Origin of the sequence: Mucilaginibacter dorajii (genome assembly GCF_024808255.1) — a bacterium.
In the GTDB taxonomy this organism is placed as follows: domain Bacteria; phylum Bacteroidota; class Bacteroidia; order Sphingobacteriales; family Sphingobacteriaceae; genus Mucilaginibacter; species Mucilaginibacter dorajii.
The window spans coordinates 394,608-415,839 of sequence record NZ_JANTYS010000003.1; the positions used below are offsets into that span (position 1 = coordinate 394,608).

16 protein-coding genes are annotated in these 21,232 nt (G+C 42.4%); 10 read left to right on the plus strand and 6 right to left on the minus strand.

What is annotated here, in order from left to right:
- Positions 1–124 precede the first annotated feature (124 nt).
- From FHS10_RS06080 to FHS10_RS06100, 5 genes are all read left to right on the plus strand, one after another.
- Positions 125–2,317, plus strand: coding sequence for a penicillin acylase family protein (locus tag FHS10_RS06080; protein ID WP_259088440.1), 2,193 nt, complete (start codon positions 125–127; stop codon positions 2,315–2,317).
- Between the two features lie 42 nt (positions 2,318–2,359).
- On the plus strand, positions 2,360–2,848 hold the full coding sequence (locus FHS10_RS06085; RefSeq protein WP_259088441.1) for a hypothetical protein: 489 nt from the start codon (positions 2,360–2,362) through the stop codon (positions 2,846–2,848).
- An 85-nt stretch (positions 2,849–2,933) separates the two neighbouring features.
- Positions 2,934–3,929 (plus strand): sugar phosphate isomerase/epimerase family protein, encoded by a 996-nt coding sequence (locus tag FHS10_RS06090; RefSeq protein WP_259088442.1) that lies wholly within the window; start codon positions 2,934–2,936, stop codon positions 3,927–3,929.
- A gap of 120 nt (positions 3,930–4,049) precedes the next feature.
- Complete coding sequence (locus tag FHS10_RS06095) at positions 4,050–4,790, plus strand: hypothetical protein (protein ID WP_259088443.1); 741 nt, start codon at positions 4,050–4,052, stop codon at positions 4,788–4,790.
- A 163-nt stretch (positions 4,791–4,953) separates the two neighbouring features.
- Complete coding sequence (locus tag FHS10_RS06100) at positions 4,954–5,391, plus strand: DoxX family protein (protein WP_259088444.1); 438 nt, start codon at positions 4,954–4,956, stop codon at positions 5,389–5,391.
- Between the two features lie 194 nt (positions 5,392–5,585).
- Here the strand turns inward: FHS10_RS06100 and FHS10_RS06105 are convergent, their stop codons facing one another.
- From FHS10_RS06105 to FHS10_RS06125, 5 genes are all read right to left on the minus strand, one after another.
- Positions 5,586–5,861, minus strand: a complete 276-nt coding sequence (locus FHS10_RS06105) for a UBP-type zinc finger domain-containing protein (protein ID WP_259088445.1) — start codon at positions 5,859–5,861, stop codon at positions 5,586–5,588.
- 2 nt (positions 5,862–5,863) lie between these two features.
- Complete coding sequence (locus tag FHS10_RS06110) at positions 5,864–7,525, minus strand: response regulator (protein WP_259088446.1); 1,662 nt, start codon at positions 7,523–7,525, stop codon at positions 5,864–5,866.
- A 43-nt stretch (positions 7,526–7,568) separates the two neighbouring features.
- Entirely contained in the window at positions 7,569–8,969 is a 1,401-nt protein-coding gene (locus tag FHS10_RS06115) for an ATP-binding protein (RefSeq protein WP_259088449.1), read from the minus strand.
- Positions 8,970–9,221: 252 nt separating this feature from the next.
- Positions 9,222–11,642: an ABC transporter permease gene (locus FHS10_RS06120; RefSeq protein WP_259088455.1), complete on the minus strand. Its 2,421-nt coding sequence runs from the start codon at positions 11,640–11,642 to the stop codon at positions 9,222–9,224.
- A 127-nt stretch (positions 11,643–11,769) separates the two neighbouring features.
- Positions 11,770–12,642 (minus strand): AraC family transcriptional regulator, encoded by an 873-nt coding sequence (locus tag FHS10_RS06125; protein WP_259088456.1) that lies wholly within the window; start codon positions 12,640–12,642, stop codon positions 11,770–11,772.
- Positions 12,643–12,801: 159 nt separating this feature from the next.
- Here FHS10_RS06125 and FHS10_RS06130 point away from each other — a divergent pair, with 159 nt between their 5' ends.
- On the plus strand, positions 12,802–14,046 hold the full coding sequence (locus tag FHS10_RS06130) for a hypothetical protein (protein WP_259088457.1): 1,245 nt from the start codon (positions 12,802–12,804) through the stop codon (positions 14,044–14,046).
- A gap of 30 nt (positions 14,047–14,076) precedes the next feature.
- Positions 14,077–15,354 (plus strand): hypothetical protein, encoded by a 1,278-nt coding sequence (locus FHS10_RS06135; RefSeq protein ID WP_259088458.1) that lies wholly within the window; start codon positions 14,077–14,079, stop codon positions 15,352–15,354.
- A 132-nt stretch (positions 15,355–15,486) separates the two neighbouring features.
- Here FHS10_RS06135 and FHS10_RS06140 read toward each other — a convergent pair whose 3' ends face one another.
- Positions 15,487–18,327, minus strand: coding sequence for a TonB-dependent receptor (locus tag FHS10_RS06140; protein ID WP_259088459.1), 2,841 nt, complete (start codon positions 18,325–18,327; stop codon positions 15,487–15,489).
- 338 nt (positions 18,328–18,665) lie between these two features.
- On the opposite strand from FHS10_RS06140, the gene FHS10_RS06145 reads away from it, so the two are divergent.
- The 3 genes from FHS10_RS06145 to FHS10_RS06155 all read left to right on the plus strand — a co-directional run bounded on the left by FHS10_RS06145 (position 18,666) and on the right by FHS10_RS06155 (position 21,214).
- The gene (locus FHS10_RS06145; RefSeq protein WP_259088465.1) at positions 18,666–19,736 is read left to right on the plus strand and encodes a sensor histidine kinase; all 1,071 of its coding nucleotides are present in this window, start codon (positions 18,666–18,668) and stop codon (positions 19,734–19,736) included.
- Positions 19,733–20,482, plus strand: a complete 750-nt coding sequence (locus tag FHS10_RS06150; RefSeq protein WP_259088466.1) for a LytR/AlgR family response regulator transcription factor — start codon at positions 19,733–19,735, stop codon at positions 20,480–20,482. The genes FHS10_RS06145 and FHS10_RS06150 overlap by 4 nt, the downstream gene beginning before the upstream one ends.
- A 399-nt stretch (positions 20,483–20,881) precedes the next feature.
- Entirely contained in the window at positions 20,882–21,214 is a 333-nt protein-coding gene (locus FHS10_RS06155; protein WP_259088467.1) for an L-rhamnose mutarotase, read from the plus strand.
- Positions 21,215–21,232 lie beyond the last annotated feature (18 nt).

Genomic DNA, 21,232 nt, shown 5'->3' on the forward strand with positions numbered 1-21,232 from the left:
GAAAGAAAACGCAGATTAGATGTAAATATTATGTTTAAAGCATCAAATTTACACAACATTATTAATATGACATTACAGCCGGGCTACTATAATTGTTTTTTGTTTCGGTAAAAATATTGTTACTATGAAAATTAGTTTAATTTTTATTTTATTATTTTCTCCATTTATTGTATTCTCCCAAATTTTTAACCTACAAGAAATTAAGCGGGCTGAAGCATTAGCGAAAGCGGTAACCATCATTCGTGATGATTATGGCGTGCCTCATATTTATGGTAAAACCGATGCTGATGTTGTTTTTGGGTTGATGTACTCGCAATGCGAGGATAATTTTAAAGGCGTTGAACGGAATTACCTGTACCAGTTGGGCAGGCAGGCCGAAGTAGATGGCGAAAGCAGTTTAGCTATAGATATTCAACTGCAATTGATAGCCGATAGCGCCGATGCCATCAGGGACTATAAAGCAAGCGCCCCGGCGTTTAAAAAACTGTTGGATGCTTTTGCCGATGGCATTAACTATTACCTGTATAAACACCCCGAAGTAAAGCCTAAAGTATTTAAACGTTTTGAACCATGGTACGCTTTAATGTTTACCGATGGGAGTGTAGCCGCTACCGAAACCGGCGGAATTAAACTGGATGAAACCAAGGCGTTTTATGCCGATGGAGGCGAAAAGATAGGCGCGGTGATCAATCATCCCGGTAAAGCTTACGAGTTTGTTAACGAACGCGAAACCGGCTCTAATGGCTTTGCTATATCGCCATCACGGTCGGCATCGGGGCATGCGTTGTTGTATATCAACCCGCATGTGCCGTTCTATTTTAGGAGCGAGGTAGAGTTGGTAAGCGAAGAAGGGTTGCACGCTTATGGGGCGGTAACCTGGGGACAGTTTTTTATTTACCAGGGATTTAACCCGCACCTTGGCTGGATGCACACCAGCAGCTACGCCGATGTAGCCGATCTGTATGCCGAAAAAATGGTAAAGAAGGATGGCAAATGGTACTATGAGTACGATGGCGCTTTAAAACCCGTTACCACCCGTAAGTTGGTCATCAACATAAAAAAAGGTGGTAAAACAGAGCAGAAAACCGTTGTAGCTTACTATACCCATCACGGCCCGGTATTGGGCAGCCGCGATGGCCGGTGGCTGGCTTTGAAAGCCAATAACCGATCCTATAACGCCCTGCTGGAATCATGGCAGATTACTAAGGCCAATAACCTGGCCGAGTATAAAAAAGCGATGGACCTGGTATCAAACGCAACCAACAGCACGGTTTATGCCGATGATAAGGGTAATACCATTTTCTGGTATGGCAATTTTATCCCCAAACGCAACCCCAAATATGATTTTAGTCTCCCCGTTGATGGTAGTACATCGGCAACGGAATGGCAGGGTGTACATCCCTTAAAAGAAATAGTTACTATTACCAACCCCGCATCCGGCTGGATTCAGAATTGTAATTCGACGCCCTTTACCGGGGCAGGGGCAAGCAGTCCGGATAAAAACAAATACCCTGTTTACATGGCCCCCGATGGTGAAAACTACCGGGCTATTACCGCTATTAACGTTTTAAAGGATGCTAATAACTTAACGCTCGATGGATTAATTGCCAAAGGATATGACCATTACCTGGCAGCCTTTGATGATTTACTGCCGCCGCTGTTTAAAGCCTATAATGAAGCGCCCGATTCTGTAAAAGCATCACTTGCACAGCCTATAAAGGTTTTACAGGCCTGGGACAGGCGCACCGCTGTAAACTCGGTAGCCAGCAGTTTGGCTATTGAATGGGGTACGCTGATGTTAAAGTTATTACCTCCGCCCAAAACCGACCAGGAGAGTACGTTTATTACCCAACGTATAAAAGCATTGGCCCAACAAACGCCGCATAATCAACAGCTGGCACTTTTAACAGCTGTGATACAAAACCTGCAAAGCCGCTTTGGCACCTGGGAAGTTAAATGGGGCGATATGAACCGTTACCAGCGACCGGCCGATGGCATAACATTTGATGATAACCTGCCAAGTATCCCGGTTGGGGCAACGGGGTCTGGCTTTGGGCAATTGCCATCGTTTCAGAGTCGCACGGTTAATACTAATAAACGTTACGGCTACTCGGGCAATAGCTTTTTAGCAGTGGTGGAGTTTGGGCCAAAGGTAAAAGCTAAAAGTATCATGACGGGCGGTCAATCGTTTGATCCGCAGTCGAAAAACTTTAGCGACCAGGCGCAGGGCATCATAGATGGGAAGTTTAAGGATGTTTGGTTTTATAAGGAAGATGTGCTAAAGCACGTTCAAAAAACGTATCACCCGGGCCAATAAAAATTGATTGCTAAAAAAGTATATTTGGATACATAAAAATTGATGAAGAAATACCTGTTTATAACCTTATTGTGTTTGGGATGTGCCGATTTGTTTGGGCAAAGCATCACCATAAATGATCTTACCAATTTAACCAGCCTTGCTAACGAGGATGCGCACAATTATGTTGTGCTTTCAAAAGGTTTCAAAAAGGAATATACGCAGGTTGTTGATGGTAATGTAGTTGAACATTTAAAAAAGGCGGGTGCCGATAAAAAAGAAGAATCGGTAGAGATTGGTGAGTTTGTTAAATTAAGTAGCGGTGCTATTTTGCGTACGGTTACTTATAAAACCTCTACAGCGGTACAGGTATTTAACCTCATGACCCAGGCTAAAAGCTCGGGCATACGTATGCGTTTTCAGGGTGTCGATGTAAAAAATAACATCTATCTTTTCGACAATGATTTTTTTCATATCACCATGTACATCAGCAGGGATAACACCAATGGATTTGTACAGGTAAAACAAAAAGAGTACCTCGGCTTCGATTAATTAAGTGCGGGTTAACTCATCTTCAATTTCCGCTTCAGGATGCCGTTAAGCTTTGGTATATTGCCGTACCAATTATCTAAAGCTTATGGAAAATATCAGCCGCAAAAAATTTATTGCAACTACCGCTATGGCTGCTGCCGGTTTAACCTTAGGGGGAAGGGCATCGGGCAAAGTGTTATTGAAGCATCTTCCGGAAAATATTCCTAATGTCAACAAAGACTTATCCGCTGCCAACAAAATTAAAGTAAGCATCTTCTCCAAACACCTGCATTGGTTAAACTATACCGATATGGCCAATCTGGCCGCTCAAATGGGTTTTGATGGTGTCGATTTAACCGTGAGGCCCGATGGTCATGTACTGCCCGAAAACGTGGCTACGGATCTCCCTAAAGCGGTGGCCGCTGTTGAAAAAGCAGGTTTAAAAGTTTATACCATTGTAACCAACATCAAATCGCCGGATGAAAAGTATACACGCGATATTTTGAAAGCAGCATCGGCACTGGGTATTAAGTATTACCGCACCGCCTGGTTCGATTATAATAAAAACATCACCATTCTTGAAAACCTGAAAGCCATTAACAAACAGTTTGCAACACTGGCCAGCCTTAATAGCGAGTATGGCATGCATGGTGCTTATCAAAATCACTCGGGCGAGCTGTTTGGTGCTTCGGTGTGGGATCTTTGGTTGGGATTGGAAGGACTTGATCCTAATTTAATAGGCTGCCAGTACGATATCAGGCACGCCACAACCGAAGGTGCCGATACCTGGGCCACATCCATGCAGTTATTGGTGCCCAACATTAAAACCATCAACGTAAAAGATTTTTACTGGGATAAAAAAGATGGTAAATGGCAGGTAAAAAGTGTGCCTTTGGGCGAGGGTATGGTAGATTTTCAAAAATATTTTGGCATATTAAAACAACAAGGCATTAACGGTCCCATGAGCCTGCATTGTGAGTACGATTTGGGCGGTGCCCAGGACGGTGCCAAACAGCTAAGTATAAGTAAGGAAGCTTTTGTAAACGCCGTGCAAAAAGATTTGACCACGCTGCGGAAATGGCTGGCCGATCATGAGCTTTGAAAGCTATCTCAAATAATTTCAGAGTTTGGATTTAAACCACGGCATACTTACCGAGACAATATCTCCGAATAATAATGTACCAACCCAATGCAATTAAACCCAAAAGATAATTTTTGATACATGAGCAAGCGTTTCTTATTCGTATTATCACTGATTTTATTCATCTCTAAAAGTGCATTATTTGCCCAGGATGAATTATTGGAGAACAGAATAGTTCAGACTAAAAAGGATACAAGAACTTTTAACATTCAATCTCTTGAAGGTAGAACGGTAAGGGTAAAAGTTTTACCTGATTATGTACATAATATTTTGTGTGTAATATACTTAAAAGATACAGTTAAGGTTTTTGATTATTGGGACGTGTTTCCTGAAACAACATATTTAAGTAAAAAATTTCTCGAAATAAATTATGAAGTCAGGGGCGGTTCAAACTTAGGACTTGGAAATTCATTGATATTATGTGTGAGTAATAATAAACTGTATGAAGCATTACACGTGTTACGATATTCAGATTGGGAGTCTGAATTGGTTAAAACTTATAATGTAAAGTTTGCATTAGTCAATCATAAAAAAGATTACGTGCTTAATGCAAGCGTAAGAGATAAATCACTTTCCTCGATCAATCCTGAAACAGATTATGATTATACAAATAGTAGCAAGTTGCATTTTGATAGGAAACTAAAGGTATTTTATAGTATAAAAAAGAATTTATACGATACATTAAAGGTTAGCTATCCGGACACAACCTACAAACAACAAATTGAAGGTAATTTCCCCCAAGTAATTTTAGAAGATAATAAATATGTTTTTATCGGAGGTCAATGGTTCGAATTGAATAATGGCACAATCGTCAAATATTAAAATTAGCAAGTTTTTAAAAAAAAATATTTGGCGTCCTCACTGCAAACAATTTGCATTTATAACAAGTTTGTTACTATATTTATATATGGTGACCGGCCCCTTTAACCCAATAAAGCCGCTGTTCATTTAAAACCAATTTAACCTTTAAAAAAAGGAGGCCAACATGAACTTAGTTCATAAAATTGAACATTGGGGCGATACTCATCACCCTAAATTCCTTGATCTGGTACGCATTGCACTTGGCGTGTTTTTATTGCTGAAAGGTATCGCGTTTATGGATAACACGGCCTACCTCAGAAGTTTAATTGAAAGCCAGGATTTTGTGATCCTATCGCCCGATGTGTTGATGATTTTGGTTTACTATGTAACATTTGCCCACATGGTAGGCGGCATCCTTATCGCTTTAGGCATTTTAACGCGGCTGGGCAGTATTATCCAGATCCCGATAGTAGTTGGCGCTGTTTTACTTACTGGTACTGGCGCTTTCCGTGAGCCTATCAATACCCTGGCATGGCCATCTTACATCGCCCTGGTACTACTGGTAATATTCACCATTTTAGGCTCGGGGCCAATATCTTTGGATAAGTATTTGCAGGAATAGATGTGCAAATGTGCAGATTTCAGATGTGTAGATGATTTTTTTATTTGGGGATTATTTTGTCTGAACCAGGATTACGCAGATTTATCGGATTCCTTGGATTTGATTTGCGTGCCGAAAAAAATCCTGTATAATCTCATAAATCTGTTTAATCCTGGTTCAGAAAAAATCCAAAATCGAACATCCGAATTCCGACATCAATACCCCTGCACCAATTCATCAACATAGCACCACAGCCAGCGTTCACCAGCTTCGGCCGAGATCACTACGGGGTGCCCGGTAGCATGAAAGTGCTTGGTCATGTGGGTATTGGGCGAGCTATCGCAGCATAGCGTTACGCCGCAGGTTTGGCAGGTGCGCAGGTGCATCCATGAGGAGTGCGTTTTAATGCACTCCTCACAAACGTAATCTTGTGGTTGTTTTATATCGGTAACAGCCGCCAGGTGCTGGCAAGTTTCATCGTCCTGCATCATTATTAATTTTCTGCTAAATATTTGTGTACAAAACTGATGGCCATGGAGCCTTCGCCTACGGCAGATGCCACGCGGTTCATGGCCCCGGCACGCACATCGCCCGCGGCAAAAATGCCCGAGCAACTGGTTTCCAATAAAAACGGATCGCGTTTTAACTTCCAGATCTTCTGGAAGCTGTCGTAAGCACGCAAATCACGGCCGGTTTCAATAAAATCTTTGTTGTTCTTAATAATGTCAAGTTTTATCCAGTCGGTATAGGGTTTTGCACCTATAAATATGTACAAAGCCGCTGCTTTATTGGTAACCGTTTCCTGTGTTTTACAGTTTTTGATGGTTAGTTTTTCCAGGCAGTTGCCGCCGTGTGCTTCAATAATTTCGGTATCAGGTATTACTTCGATGTTGGGGGTTTCGCTAATCTGCGTAATTAAATAAGCCGACATGGTAGCCACCAAATCTTCCCGGCGGATAACGATATGTACCTTGGTGGCATATTTTGAAAGGTGCATAGCTGCCTGCCCGGCCGAGTTGCCGCCGCCAATTACATACACATCCTTACCAATACAGGCCGAAGCTTCGGTAGTGGCGGCGCCGTAATAAATACCCGCCCCGGTAAAGTTTTCAACGCCCTTAACTTCCAGTTTGCGGTAATCAACCCCGGTGGTGATGACTACCGTACGACTGATAATTTCAGGCCCGTCATCCAATATGATGGTTTTGTAGCCATCTTTTTGTTTGATGTCACTTACCGACTGGGGCGATAAAAACTCGGCTCCTAAACGCATGGCCTGGCTTATGGCGCGACGGGTAAGATCGGCACCGCTTAGGCCTGCCGGGAAACCAAGGTAGTTTTCAATACGCGAACTGGTGCCAGCTTGCCCGCCTGGTGCTTTACGCTCTATCAGCAGTGTTTTTAACCCTTCAGATGCGCCGTAAACTGCGGCGGCAAGGCCTGCAGGGCCCGCACCTATGATCACTACGTCGTAAACATCGGTAAGCGTTTGTGGGTTCTTCTCCAGTTTGGCCGCAATTCCTTGTATGGTTGGTTTTTGCAGATAGCTGCCATCCTCAAAAAATACGGTAGGCAGGCAATCAACGGTTAGTTTATTGAGTGCCAGGATGCTTGCAGCATCAACGTTGCGTTCAATATCCAGCCAGCGATAGGGGATGAGGTTACCGGCAAGGTAATCTTTAATCACATGCGATTGCGGCGAAAACTGGTACCCAACTACTTTAATGCCTACAAACTCGGGCACGTAGTTGTTTTGCCAGTCTTCCAGCAGGTCATTTAATACCGGGAAAAGTTTTTCCTCGGGTGGGTCCCATGGTTTCATGAGATAATAGTCAAGCTGCACATCATTAATTGCTTTGATGGCGGCTTCGGTATCTGAGTAGGCTGTTAAAAGCACACGTTTGGCATCGGGATAAATCCTTTTTGCCTGTTCAAGGAATTTAACGCCTTCCATTTCGGGCATGCGCTGATCACATAAAAACAAAGCCACAACATCCGAACCGTTTTTTAATTCGGTAAGGGTATCCAGTGCTTCAATTGCCGATGTTGTGCTCAGTATTTTGTACTCTTTGCCATACTGCGACCGGATGTCGCGGCTGATGGACCGTAGTACCTGCGGATCATCATCAATGGAAAATATTATAGGTCGGCTCATAGGGGCGTGTTACAGGTAAAGTTTAAAAAAATAAAGAAGTTTGTTACCCATCAATCAGGAAACAAACACTAAAAACAGTAAGACCGGGCTGCGATTTCATTTTGATAGATCCCCGGTGCTGTTTAACAATGCGTTGCACCACCTCAAGCCCCATCCCGGTGCCTTTGCCCATTTCTTTAGTTGTAAAAAACGGGTCAAAAACCTGGCTTTGAATTTCGGGTGGGATACCGGGGCCATCGTCAACAATAAAAACCTCCACAAATTCGCGGTCGCGCCGGGTTTTAATGGTTAGTGTGCCTTTGCCGGCCGGTGCCATGGCATCAAGCGCGTTATCTATCAGGTTGGTCCATACCTGGTTAAGCTCGCCGATAAGGGCCTTTACTTCAGGCAGGGTACGGTCAAAATCTTCAATCACGGATACATTGCCTTTTTTGATTTTGTAACCCAGCATGGTAAGCGTGTTCAAGATCCCAATATGAATATCGGCATATTGCTTATCCTGTCCGCGGTCCATATGCGTAAAGGTTTTAACAGAACTTACCAGTTCTGCAATTCGTTTTGACGATTCCTGGATATCTTCTATCATCTTTTCGGCAACTAACTTGTTACTCATCCAGTTAATGATAGTTGACAGGTGCGTTTGGGGAATGTGGCTTTTTAACGTGTCGAAATTCGCGATACTAAATTTAAAATCAACAAAACTCTCGGCAATGTCATAAGCATTTTCAATTTCATTTTCATCAAGCCACCCGGCTATTTCATCTTCGAGGTGAGTACGTTGTTTAAGGCTTAAACGGGTATCGTTGCGGGCGTTCAGTACTTTAAACAGTTCGTCGGTAACGCCATCAACCTGGTCTTCATCCATTTTAATAGTGAACATGCTTTTAAGCGATTCGGGAACTAAACGCAGGTGCTTGCTTAAGGACGTAGAATCGCGCACAATGGCCGATGCCGGATTGTTAAGCTCATGGGCCAACCCGGCAGATAGCTTACCAAGGGCCATCATTTTTTCATTTTGCTGTTGTAGTGCCGTAAAATCACGTACCCGGTTGGTCATGATGTGTACCAGCGCCTGGGTAAGTTCAAAATGCTCTTTGATCATTTCGTTGATGCGGCCGGTAGGGAAGCTTAGTACATGCAAGCTACCCACAGCCTGGGCATATCCTTTTGAAACTATACCACGTGAAAAAGGCATGTACCCGGTAATACTACCCGGCCCTACATCTACAAAATCGCGCCGGCCGGCACCCTGCAACATATAAAAACGCATGTTGCCTTCTACAATAACGTGCGGACCTGTCATAGGCCAACCTGGCTGGTTCAGCATGTCGCCATCCTGAAAAAATTGGTCTTCACTAACATCTATCAGCCATTGCAACTGATCTTCGGGAACATTCTCTAAAACTTCAAGTGATTTCAACCAGGAAACGGTAACCTTTTGCATGAAATAAAATTAGGGATTATTATTCAATACCAAAAAAAAAGACGCAGTGTGGCGGCTTGCATAGGGGAGAAGGGTGAAAAAATGACAGAAGGCAGAGAAGAGCCTCACCTAAATCCTCTCCAATGGAAAAGAGCCTCACCCAAACCCTCTGCAAAGGAAAGGGCTTTAAAACAATAGTTTGAAAATGCCAATCAACGTCTGAACCCCGCAAATCAAAAGTCCTCTCCTTTGGAAAGGATTTAGGTGAGGCTCTTACTCATTCCTTAACGAGCTTGTAGGGTTTGCCAACGCGGCCCTAAAAGTTAAATAAAAGGTAGTTGCTATCGCGATGCCAATGAGCGCGAACACTGGTACCACAAACTGCCACCATGTTAACTGTACTTTAAAAGCATAGCGGTTGAGCCATTGGTTGATGAAAAGGTAAGCCAGCGGAATGGCCACCAGGCTCGATACCAGGATAAGCTTTACCACATCTACGGTGAGCAATGTGATGATGCTTTTTACCGATGCACCTAAAACCTTGCGCACGCCAATCTCTTTGGTGCGCCGTGCAGCCGAATAGGCTGTTAAACCGAATAAACCAATACAGGCAATAAATATGGCTAAGGACGAGAATAGCATAAACACATGCCCAAACTGGGTATCCTGCTGATACTGGCGATTATAAAAATCATCTAAAAAAAAGAAATCAAATGACGATTCGGGGAAGGTGTTGTTCCAGGTGCTTTTGATATTGGCAACCATTTTTGGCATATCATCCTGGCTTACTTTAATAGAGAAATAGCTCGACGGAATCCACGATAGCGCCGGATCCATAAACAGGATGAGCGGGGTATATTTTTGTTGCAGGGATTGCTGGTGATAATCTTTAATTACACCAATGATCAATTCGGGATGTTTATCAATGGTTTCTACCCATACCTGTTTGCCAACCGCGTCTTCTGCTGATGCAAAGCCAAATTGCTTTACTGCCGATTCGTTCATCACCACACCTACAGAATCGGCCGGGCGGCTTTTATCAAAGGCCCTGCCGGCTATCAGCTGCATATTATAGGCTTGCATAAAATCATGATCTACCTTCAGCATCTCGTAGGTGCGCTCCTCTGATTTTGGCGCGCCGAAGCGCCTGTTGGCCAAAAACATCCCTACCTCTTTACCTGGTACCGCGCCAGAAACAGTTACCGCTTTAACACCAGTAAAAGCAAGCAGTGTGTTTTTAAAAGCAGCCACTTTTTGATCATAATTAGGCGAATTTACCGGTGTTTTGATCACGATGGTCTGGCTGATGTTTACGCCGGTATTCTGGCTGCTCATGTATAAAATTTGCCTGTAAACTGCAAAGGTGCCAGCTATCAGCAGCACCGATGCCATAAACTGGAAGGCCACCATACCCCTGCGTAACAATACGCCGCTTTTAGAAAACGCGAAACGCCCCTTAAGCACCGCTATGGGTTTCATCCTTGCCAAAACGGTAGCCGGGTAAATGCCCGATAATAAAATGCTGCCAGTAAACACCATCACCATTTTCAAATACAAAGCCGCATTAAACAGCAACCCGTAGTTGCCCTCGCTATATAAATAATGTACAAGGCTGTATTTGGCTATAATAACCAACACGATGGCAACTATCAAACTTATAAAGTTGATGATAAGCGATTCTGTTAAAAACTGCATCATCAATTGTGACGCATGCGCGCCGCTTACCTTACGGATACCTACCTCGCGGGCACGATCAACCGATTTGGTAGTGGCCAGGTTAATATAGTTGATACAGGCGATAAGTAAAATCACATAAGCGATAATGCTCAAAAACTCCACAGCAAAACGGTTGCCTTTAGCTTCTATTTCATAGGGTTTAGCCGGGTTTAAATGAATATCAGCAAGGGGCACCAAATGAATAGCCCACTTCAACTCCTTTAATGACGGACCGGTTTTATACCGCTCGGCCAGCGCCGGGAATTTAGCTTCCAGCGCCGGGATATTGGTATTGGGCTTAAGCTTTATAAAAGTGTAACTTTCATGCTGATACCAAAAATCCTGTACAAATTTTGATGATGTTGTCCATGACAGCAACATGTTAAACTGCATGGTTGAGTTTTTGGGCAGATCTTTAAAAATTCCAGTTACCATACAATGGTAGCTACTGCTTAGTGTGCTGATGTCAACAAACTTGCCCATGGCATCGGCATTGCCAAAATACTTTTTAGCGGCCGATTGCGAAATTACCACCGTATTTACTTCTTTAAGGGCTGTGTGTTTATCCCCTTGTAATAACGGGTAAGCGAAAAAATTAAAGAAATTGGTATCGGCAAAGCATACGTGCTCTTCCCTGAATTTGATATTATTATATTTTACCACCCGCTCGGCGTTGTTCCAGCTGATGCGGGCATATGAAGCAATTTCGGGAAAGTTTGCCTTCATGGCCGGGGCATAACCGTTGGTGCTGGTTGGCCAGCTATCGGTCAGGTTATCGCCCTTATAAAACTGGCTTTCAACCCGGTAAATATTAGCCGCATCCGGGTGTTGGGTATCAAAGCTTTTTTCGAAATTAACATAAGCATTTATTAAAGCAAAAGCAGCTATGCCCAGGGCCAAACCTGTGATATTGATAAACGTATAAACTTTGTTTTTAACCAGATTGCGGTAAGTAACCAACAGGATATTACGGATCATGAAAGGATATTTAGCGGGTGAATGCTAAATATAGGAAAAAAAAGGGCGAGCCCCCTCTAAATCTCCCCCGGGGGGGGGATATTTTTTATTTTAAAGCCCTCCCTTCCGGGGAGGGTTTGGGTGGGGCTTACGGATTCTTGGTAAACTCTTTCTGGTACATCAGCGGACTTTTACCCGTTACCTGTTTAAAATGCTTGTGAAAGGTTGAGAAGTTATTAAAACCACTATCATAACATAACTGTTTAATATTCAGCTTATCTTCAATGAGCAATTTACAGGCATGGCCAACTTTTATTTCGATGATGAACTGCGAAAAGGTTTTGCGTGTTTTGGTTTTAAAGTAGCGGCAAAACGAGTTTGAGCTTACGCCGGCTATCTCGGCTATTTCATCCAGATAAATCTTTTTGCGAAAATTTTGCATTGAGTACTCATAGATATTATTGAGCCTATCGTTTTCGGAGTCGTTATGGTCATACTTAAACCCTATGGATGCCAGGTAAGCCGGCTGCGTGCTGGTTGCTATGGCATTTAAGGCTTTGAGCAGCATAATAATGCGCTCGGCACCGTCGGTATTAAGCATGGCCGCCATTTGGGTGGCTACTTTTTCTTTGGTGATGCCGGTAATTTGCAGTCCGCGTTTTGATTTTTCAAGCATCACTTTAATCAGCTTATTTTCGGGCAGCTGTAAAAAAGCATCCCCCCAAAAATTCTCACAAAAATGCACCACAAAAACCTCCACACCTTCGGTATCGGTATGGTTAAAATAGGTATCGTCAAAGCGCCAGTAATGCGGCAGATTTGATCCTACCAAAACCATATCGCCGGCTTTAAATTGTTTAATGCTATCGCCAATAAACTGTGTGCCGGTTCCCTTTTTAAGGTAAATGAGCTCCAGTTCGGGGTGGCAATGCCAGCGGTTATTAATATCGGGCAATACATCGTGCCTTACGCTAAACGAGTGCGCCGGGCCCGATGAAACTTTAAGCAATAAAGGCTTCATTCAGCTTATTTTACAATTGATGGTATAAATGTAATTAATTATTGTAAAAAAAGCTGATTACCACATAATTTTTACCGACAGAAAAAGGTGTTTATTATATTTTATAGCGGCATTATATATTTTAATATATTGCAGGCTATTTAAACCTGTTAATCCCTAATGAAACCTTTTTACAAATTACTGCTGTCGGCGGCATTGATATCGCCATTATTTTCCCTCGCACAAAGCAATTACAAACCGGGCTACGTTGTTATCATCAAAGGCGATACGCTCAAAGGCTTTATCAACATTAAAGAGTGGAACGTAAACCCCAGATCTATCAGTTTTAAAACAGCTATCGACAAAAAAGAAAGTCGGAATTTGGGTGTCAATGACATTACCTTTTTTAAAGCCGATAGTTATGATGCCTACCAAAGGTACATCGGGCTGTTGAATGACGATCCAACCAGCGTAGCTACCATCCCTACCGGCCGCAATACAAGTACAATCACAGATTCGGTGTTTTTACAGGTGGCCCAAAAAGGACCTAACATTACGTTATATAGTTACACCGATAATAAGAAGGATCATTTCTTTGTTTCTGACAGGCAAGACACCGAACCCAAAGAACTGGTTTACCGCATTTATTACAACGAAGACAATAAAACCGTAAACGAAAACGGGTATATGCAGCAGCTATATCTCCTTGCCCAAAAATACAACAGCAATAATGATAAACTTAAAACCAGTATAGAGAAAGCATACTATACTTACAATGAGCTGGTTGGTATTAGCCGGAAAATAAACAACACCACCGAAAAAGCCGACAGGGCAGAGAAAGGGAACAGAAAAGGCGCGGTATTTTTTGCGGGTATAGGTTTAAACGCTGCGACCGTATCAACATCGGCACCAATAGTTTTGGCTTCGGCAAACCCAACGGCACAGCTTTTCCCGAGGATAGACGCGGGGGTTAACATTTTTTCAAATCCATCTACCGGAAAATTGATATTTCGTGCAGAGGCCGCGTATACCGTTAATAAGTATAAAGAAAATTTCAGCTCCGGTAGTAGTTCAGGCTCCTATTCTTTTAACCAAAACACTATTTCGCTGATTCCTCAAATCATGTATAATTTTTATAATACCGATGATTTTAAGGTTTATGCCGCTGTTGGCGCATCATTCAATCTTTCGGGCTATAGTGGTAATAACTCTTCATATACTTCAGGCGGTACTACCAACGTAAGAACAAACATACTTTCTCTTGAAAAAAACTGGACATCGTTTGTATTTAAAGCAGGGACCACCATCAACAAAAAATTTGATATTGCCGTTGCCTATCTGCCCAATGCAACGTTTACCAATACTTTTTCTTACTACGCCCAGGTAAAAGCCATTCAGCTTAGTTTAAATTACAACTTTTATTAAACCCCGTTCAATAACTTACAAACCAACCTTATGATGAAGCTATTATTCAAATTTATTTTGCCGGCCTTATTGCTGCCGGTGTGCGCGATGGCGCAAAGCAACTACAAACCGGGCTATGTGGTTACCTCAAAAGGCGACACCTTACGCGGTACCATCAATGTTAAAGATTGGTCGAGCAATCCCACCGACATTAACTTCCAGGATCAATCTGGTGTTAAAAACTATACCGTGGCCGATATTAAATATTTCAGCGTATTGAACATATCCTATCAGCGGTACGCCGGCAAAATCAGTGTAGATGAAACTAATCTGCAAAGGCTTTCAAATGGTGTTGACTCCAGCAAAAAAGAGGATATTGTATTTTTAAAAATTGAACAAAAAGGTCCAAAAGTTGTCTTGTTTTCTTATACCGATAATATTAAAACGCGTTTTTTTATAGGCGATAATCAAGCAGGCAGTATTGATGAATTATTGTATCGCATTTATTTTGTTCCAGATCGTGGTACCCAAACCCATAACGAAAATGGATACGTACCACAATTATACGCACTGGCCCAAAAATACAACGATAGGTTGGAAGAGTTGAAACGGGAGATAGAAAAGAGCGCCTATAACCTCGATGACCTTAAAAGCATTTCAGCAAAAATAAATGGCATGGGCAGCGATAAGGCCGATTATGGCTCCGCAACAGCTATACGTTTTTTTGTAGGGGCAAGCGCCAATGTATCCAGGTATGCATTTAGCGGCGATTCGCCATTTAATAATCCACCCAGCAAAACTTCAGTTAGCCCTTTATTTTCGATAGGTGCCAATATTTACACAAATCCGGATGTTGATAAATTTGTGCTAAGAGGCGAATTCTCTGTTACTACAGGATCATATAATAGCCGCGTTGATATTTATTATAATTCTCCAAATTCGTTACAAGGCAATTACTCTTTCAAACAGGTTATTTTTTCATTTAATCCACAAGCCATTTACAATTTTTATAATACCAAAGCTTTTAAATTTTACGGTGATGCAGGCCTTGCTATTAATATTGTAAAAAACTCGGGCAATGTTATGCATAATAACGACCTGAATAGAGATAGCCGAAACTATTTAACCCTTAATTCAAACTTTTTTTCCGGTTCTGTTAAAGCTGGAATAGTATTAAGTGATAAAATAGATATTGGAATTACCTACGTTTTATCCACATCGGTTACCGATAACGTAAAAGGGGGGGCGTTACCGAATATGGGTAACTCAAATAATTATTCTTTAAACTTATCGGGCATCAGGGCTGGCATTAACTACATCTTTAAATAACACCAACAAAAAGCGTCCCGGTATCTCAACCCCGGGACGCTCCGTTATCAGTTTAAACCAATAACATCAACTAAATCCAGATCAATCTCACCTGATCCTTTCAAGCCATCTTTCTCAGGGATGACAAGCTCTTTAAAACCCACCACCCGGAGGAGGGCCACCCGGGCCACCACCAGGACCACCCGGTCCACCCGGACCCATATTTGGCTTTTTGCCTGCAAACTTTTGCAGCTTAAGTGTAAAACTCAATAAATAATACCTACCCAAACGGTTGGTATTGGTTTGCGTAACATAACTGCCGCTTTGCGTGCTGGTATAACCCGTATTTTGGTTAAACACATCCATTGCCGATAGGCGGATGGTAGCCGCGTTGCCAGCTAAAAATCTGCGCTCAACATACGTATTCAATATATTGGGGTTGGTTGCCCCTTTGTAACCGTAGTACAACATTTTAGAGTAATCGTAGCTTACTGTCCAATCTTTCCACAAATAATTTTTGCCGTTGACACCCAGGTTAAGGGAGCTAAAATTATTATTGATATTGGCGTTTTTAAGCGAGTTATTTGATTTGTTTACCGCGTAAGTTGTACTGGCTTCAGCATCAACTACGTTTTCGATGCTCAATCTAAACTTAACACCTTGTGATAGCACCAGGTTTTTGGCTATATTTTTCTCGGTGGTCATGGCATAACTGGCCGAATCGACATTACTGATATAAGAGATGTTATTATTGTAGGCAACGTTGCCTATGAAGAATAAATTATATTTACGTTTATCCCACGGCTTGGCAAACACATAAAACCCCTGCGCCGAGTAATAACCATCGGCATTTAAGTACTGGGTTAAAATACTCCCGGCAAGTTTGCTGTTTGGAGTATACGTTTTGGGGTAGGTAATGGTATTGGCAACTATCTTATTATCAGTAGTGGTAAATGACAAATTACTGAAGAATACATTACCAGTTGCAAAATCAAACTTATTATATTTTATAGATAGGTTATTGTTAAACTCCGGTTTCAGATCGGGGTTACCTTGTATGGGATACGATGCGTTGCTAAAATCCGTAACAGGCTGCAATTCGGTATAAGTAGGCTGGTTGCTGGCCCCGTTATAATTTAAACTTAACGATTGGTTACGTGAGAAGTTATAAATAAACCTGGCATTAGGTGCCCAATTAAAGGTATTGATATCCGTTGACGAATTGTTCATAACAGACCGCCCCCTTAAAATGGTTGGCTGTGCCACCAAACCCAAGGTATAGTTATATTTTTTATCGATGAATCGATAGTTTAAACCAAACCTGTTGGTTATAAAGGTGGAGTTGTAATTATTGCTTAGCAGGCTGTAATAGTCTTTAGTAACGCCATCGGCATTTAATGTGTCTGTTAACTTGTCCGCCGTAGTATAGGCATAATGGTAAGCGTAGGTAGCCTCCAGATAACTCTTCTTACTTAAAGGCTCCAGGTATGATACACTGGTACCCAAGCTATCGGTGCGGCTATTGGTATTGATAAATTGATTTAAAGGCGCGTTGGCTGCCCCATCGATATAAGTATAAACCGGGTTTTGATATTTATTAATACTGTATGAGCCGGCGCCTACATTGATGCTAAAGTTACGGCCATGTGTTTTAAAACGGTGGTTAAATAAAATGTTTGCACCATAATTAGGTTCGCTTTGGTTGCTGGCTGTTACAAAATTGTAGTTTGATACCGTTTCGGAATTGTTTACCAGTAAGCTGCTGCCAGTTTGCGTGGTGTTAACTTTAGCATAAGCATATGTTGGTGTAATTTTGATGTAGTTAACTGTATCTGGTTTAATTTCGATGTTGAAATTGAAACGATGGTTCAGTTTTTCGTCGTTTTGGGTACTGTTATTGGTGTTGGTACTTGGGTTGGTTGATGATATATTGTTTTGGATAGTTTTGCTAACCGTGTATACGGAGTTATCGGCAAAGCTATAGCTACCGTAAGCAGTTATCTTTTTGCCCCAGCTATCGCGATAGTTAAACCCAAATGAACGCGCCGTAGTAATACCGTTTGTGTTACTGCTGTTTCCCCCCGGAGGGCCACCCGGACCGCCGCCTCTCGGGCCACCGCCACCAAAGGTGAACAAGTTGGTATTGGTATTATTTAAGTTGCCCAAAAATGCCAGCTGCCTGTCGCCGTTAAAACTAAACACATTTGCCGATGCCACATAGCGATTGTCATTTTTACTTCCGTCAACGCTTGGTATGGCATCTTTACCACCACCCACACTGGCCTGACCAAAGTAGCCATAGTTTTTACTTTGTTTTATGGTGATATTCAGGATCTTGTCAGGCTCGCCGCTTTTGATGCCGGTAAGGTTGGCCTGGTCGCCGTAATCATCAATAATCTGGATGTTTTGCACTATATCTGCAGGTAAGTTTTTGGTGGCCGATTTTACATCGCCTCCAAAAAAATCCTTACCGTTTACCCTTACCTTGGTAACACTTTTGCCCTGGGCTGTAATGTTACCATCCTTATCCACATCAACACCGGGCAGTTTTTTAATTACATCCTCAACCGGGGCGTTGTCACGCACAGGGTAAGCTGCCGCGTTAAATTCTATAGTATCTTCCTTAAGCTTTATAGGATTAGCATCTGATATGGTTACGGTATTCAGCATATACGTATCATTTTTAAGGATGATAGGTTTTAATGATACCGGCGTGTTGGCATTATCCAATATAAAGCGTCGCCTTAAACCCTGGTAACCTATAGAGTTTAGTACCAGGCTAAACTGGTTAGCTTTTACATTATCAAACGTAAAGCTGCCTGCGTTATCCGTAATCACGGTGGTGCTATCGGTGCCAGTTAGAAGTTTAATGGTGGTACCCGGTAGGGTAACACCGGTAGAGTCTTTTACAATACCTTTAATCTGCCTGCCCGTTTGGGCAAATGATGTAAAACTAATAAGGGATGTAATTATAAAAAGGTATACGGTTTTCATTGTTGCGCTTAATTGTTGACGCAAAACAATAACAAGCACATCAGCATAAAAAACGCAATAGACGGGGGCTGTATAAATGTAGACAAAGGCCTGTTTTTAACCCACAAAGAGGATTGTTTACCCTATAAAGAACCAGATTGGCGGTTTAAAGAGCAGTATTGCCCCTCTGTCGGTAAGTTTTTGCTTTTGGGCGATTTTGGTTGATAATAAGCCCGGTTGATTTGTAATATTGATGTTTGAAATCCAGGGATAACAGCTGCGGCCTGGTATTTGGGCGCAGAAAATAAAAAACATAAATAGTCACGATTCTCGTATCTTGACTCTTGATTATAACCAATATGAGTCTGAAATCTAAAAGTACTACTATCGCTATACTTATCCATGTATTAACCTGGCTGGTGCTGGGCTTTGTACTTTTCGGATATCAGCCCTTAACACTCAATGTAGAGCTGCCTTACCAGTTCTGGATCAAACAAACGCTTGTTTTCACTATGCTTGTAGGCGCATTTTATCTAAACTCCGTTGTACTAGTACCGGCATACTTGTTAAAAAATCGTACAGGTATGTACTTTGTATGCGCAATTATACTAATTGCAGGCATCTACTTTTTAGATGCCTTGTTTGACCGAACCCTTGATCTGCACCGGCTGATGGATGCTGCCTTTCACAAACATGGGCCACCTAAACACGGTGAAAAGAACCACTTTTACGATTTTGCCCTGTTGTTTATCATGGCCCTGGTGTTAGGCATCAGCACCAGTATTACCGCTATTCAAAAATGGCAGGGGGATGCCCGGCTGCGCGAGGCCTTGGAGCAGGACAAGATCAGTTCGGAACTGTCGTTTTTAAAGGCACAGATCAACCCGCACTTCTTTTTCAATACACTCAATAATATTTACGCGTTAACGCATGTAAATGCCGATACATCGCGCAAGGCCATTCACCAGTTATCACGCATGATGCGTTACGTGTTGTACGATACCCAGCATGGTACCGCCCTGTTAAGTCAGGAGGTAGCGTTCATAAAAGACTATATCAGCCTGATGCAGCTGCGGCTTACCGATAAAGTTACGGTAACATTTGATACACCCGCCGCGGTAAATGATGCAACGGTTGCTCCAATGATATTTTTGCCATTTGTGGAGAATGCTTTTAAACACGGCATCAGCGCTACTGAGCCCAGCAACATCCTCATCAGCGTAGAACAACGTGCCGGGTATCTGGAACTACATGTAGAAAATTCTATTTATAAAGACAGCACCCCCAACCTGGAAGAAAACAAAGGCATCGGCCTTACCAATACCCTGCGCCGGCTGGATTTGCTTTATGCCGGTAAATACACGCTGGATATACAGGAAGACCCGGCAGCCAACACCTATAAAGTTCACCTAACCCTCAACCTGGCATGATATTAAATTGTATAGCTGTTGATGACGAACCGCTGGCATTGGGCCTGGTTTGCGCTTTTATTGAACAAACCCCGTTTTTAAAATTAACCGGCAGGTATAGTAGTGCAGTTGAGGCTCTGGTAGGCTTACAGGATCAAAAAGTAGACCTTATTTTCCTCGACATTCAGATGCCCAACTTAAACGGTATTGAACTGGCCCGTGTACTGGATAGTCGCGGAGCAAACAAGCCACGCATTATTTTCACCACCGCCTACAACCAGTTTGCGCTGGAAGGTTACAAAGTTGATGCCCTGGATTACCTGCTTAAACCCTTCAATTACGAGGAGTTTTTGCATGCCGCAAACAAAGCGTTAAGCTATGCCGAATTACTGCAGCGCTCGGTAAACCCTGCCCCGGCTGTAGCAGTAGAAGAAAGCCGGATTGAGGATGACTACCTGTTTTTAAAGATAGAATACCAATTGGTACGCATCGCCCTAAAAGACATTTTATACATTGAAGGACTAAAAGATTACGTAAAAATATACCTGCAAAGCGCCGAAAAACCTTTACTATCTCTTACCAGTTTAAAAGCGCTGGAAGAAAAGCTACCGGCCAAACGCTTTATGCGGGTACATCGTTCTTTCATCGTATCTCTTGATAAAATTAACTCCATCACCCGCAACGCCCTGCAAATAGGCAAAATCAACATCACCGTTGGCGATCAGTATAAAGAAGCTTTTGGGGTGTTTTTGAGTAAGTGGGTGTAAGAACCTCACCTAAATCCTCTCTAAAGGAGTTACTGTGTGTACGCATCTTTTGCTTTTACCACATAATTAAAAAGCGTTGTCATTTCGAACGAACCTGTAGGGATTTGTGTGCTGGAGGTGAGGAGAAATCTTGTAAAAGCGGACATTCCACATAGCGAGGCGTCGAAGATTTTTCGCTGCGCTCAAGAGATAGTTTCTCCTCGCACCCCGCTTTTACCTACCCATGCTCGTTCGAAATGACATTTTTCTTTATTAAAAAGATGTGTACACACAGTAGCTCCTTTGCAGAGGGTTTGGGTGAGGCTCTCCTTATGCCAAAAAAGCTGAATGTTTTGACACTATTTTGCTAACTATTTAACCGTAAACTTTATTCCTTTGTATAACCAATCTAATCTATTTATGGGTCACAGATATTGTTTAACGCTTGATTTGGTTGACGATGCCACGCTTATCGCCGAATATGAAAAATACCATGAAGCAATCTGGCCCGAGATTCATCAAAGTATTACCGATTATGGCATCACCAATATGGAAATTTACCGCTTTGATGTGCGCCTGTTCATGATCATGGAAACCGATGATACCTTTAGCTTTGACAGAAAAGGCGCTGCTGATGCTGCCAACCCCAAAGTACAGGAATGGGAAAACCTGATGTGGAAATACCAGGCAGTTGTAAAAGGAGCCCAGAAAGGCGAAAAATGGGTTTTGATGGATAAAATCTTTTCCCTTTAACATTAACCAATTACAAAA

Excerpts from the sequence above, each read along its gene's own strand:
- FHS10_RS06080 (WP_259088440.1), top strand. The coding sequence starts at position 125 with ATGAAAATTAGTTTAATTTTTATTTTATTATTTTCTCCATTTATTGTA.
- FHS10_RS06085 (WP_259088441.1), top strand. The coding sequence starts at position 2,360 with ATGAAGAAATACCTGTTTATAACCTTATTGTGTTTGGGATGTGCCGAT.
- FHS10_RS06090 (WP_259088442.1), top strand. The coding sequence starts at position 2,934 with ATGGAAAATATCAGCCGCAAAAAATTTATTGCAACTACCGCTATGGCT.
- FHS10_RS06095 (WP_259088443.1), top strand. The coding sequence starts at position 4,050 with ATGAGCAAGCGTTTCTTATTCGTATTATCACTGATTTTATTCATCTCT.
- FHS10_RS06100 (WP_259088444.1), top strand. The coding sequence starts at position 4,954 with ATGAACTTAGTTCATAAAATTGAACATTGGGGCGATACTCATCACCCT.
- FHS10_RS06105 (WP_259088445.1), bottom strand. The coding sequence starts at position 5,861 with ATGATGCAGGACGATGAAACTTGCCAGCACCTGGCGGCTGTTACCGAT.
- FHS10_RS06110 (WP_259088446.1), bottom strand. The coding sequence starts at position 7,525 with ATGAGCCGACCTATAATATTTTCCATTGATGATGATCCGCAGGTACTA.
- FHS10_RS06115 (WP_259088449.1), bottom strand. The coding sequence starts at position 8,969 with ATGCAAAAGGTTACCGTTTCCTGGTTGAAATCACTTGAAGTTTTAGAG.
- FHS10_RS06120 (WP_259088455.1), bottom strand. The coding sequence starts at position 11,642 with ATGATCCGTAATATCCTGTTGGTTACTTACCGCAATCTGGTTAAAAAC.
- FHS10_RS06125 (WP_259088456.1), bottom strand. The coding sequence starts at position 12,642 with ATGAAGCCTTTATTGCTTAAAGTTTCATCGGGCCCGGCGCACTCGTTT.
- FHS10_RS06130 (WP_259088457.1), top strand. The coding sequence starts at position 12,802 with ATGAAACCTTTTTACAAATTACTGCTGTCGGCGGCATTGATATCGCCA.
- FHS10_RS06135 (WP_259088458.1), top strand. The coding sequence starts at position 14,077 with ATGATGAAGCTATTATTCAAATTTATTTTGCCGGCCTTATTGCTGCCG.
- FHS10_RS06140 (WP_259088459.1), bottom strand. The coding sequence starts at position 18,327 with ATGAAAACCGTATACCTTTTTATAATTACATCCCTTATTAGTTTTACA.
- FHS10_RS06145 (WP_259088465.1), top strand. The coding sequence starts at position 18,666 with ATGAGTCTGAAATCTAAAAGTACTACTATCGCTATACTTATCCATGTA.
- FHS10_RS06150 (WP_259088466.1), top strand. The coding sequence starts at position 19,733 with ATGATATTAAATTGTATAGCTGTTGATGACGAACCGCTGGCATTGGGC.
- FHS10_RS06155 (WP_259088467.1), top strand. The coding sequence starts at position 20,882 with ATGGGTCACAGATATTGTTTAACGCTTGATTTGGTTGACGATGCCACG.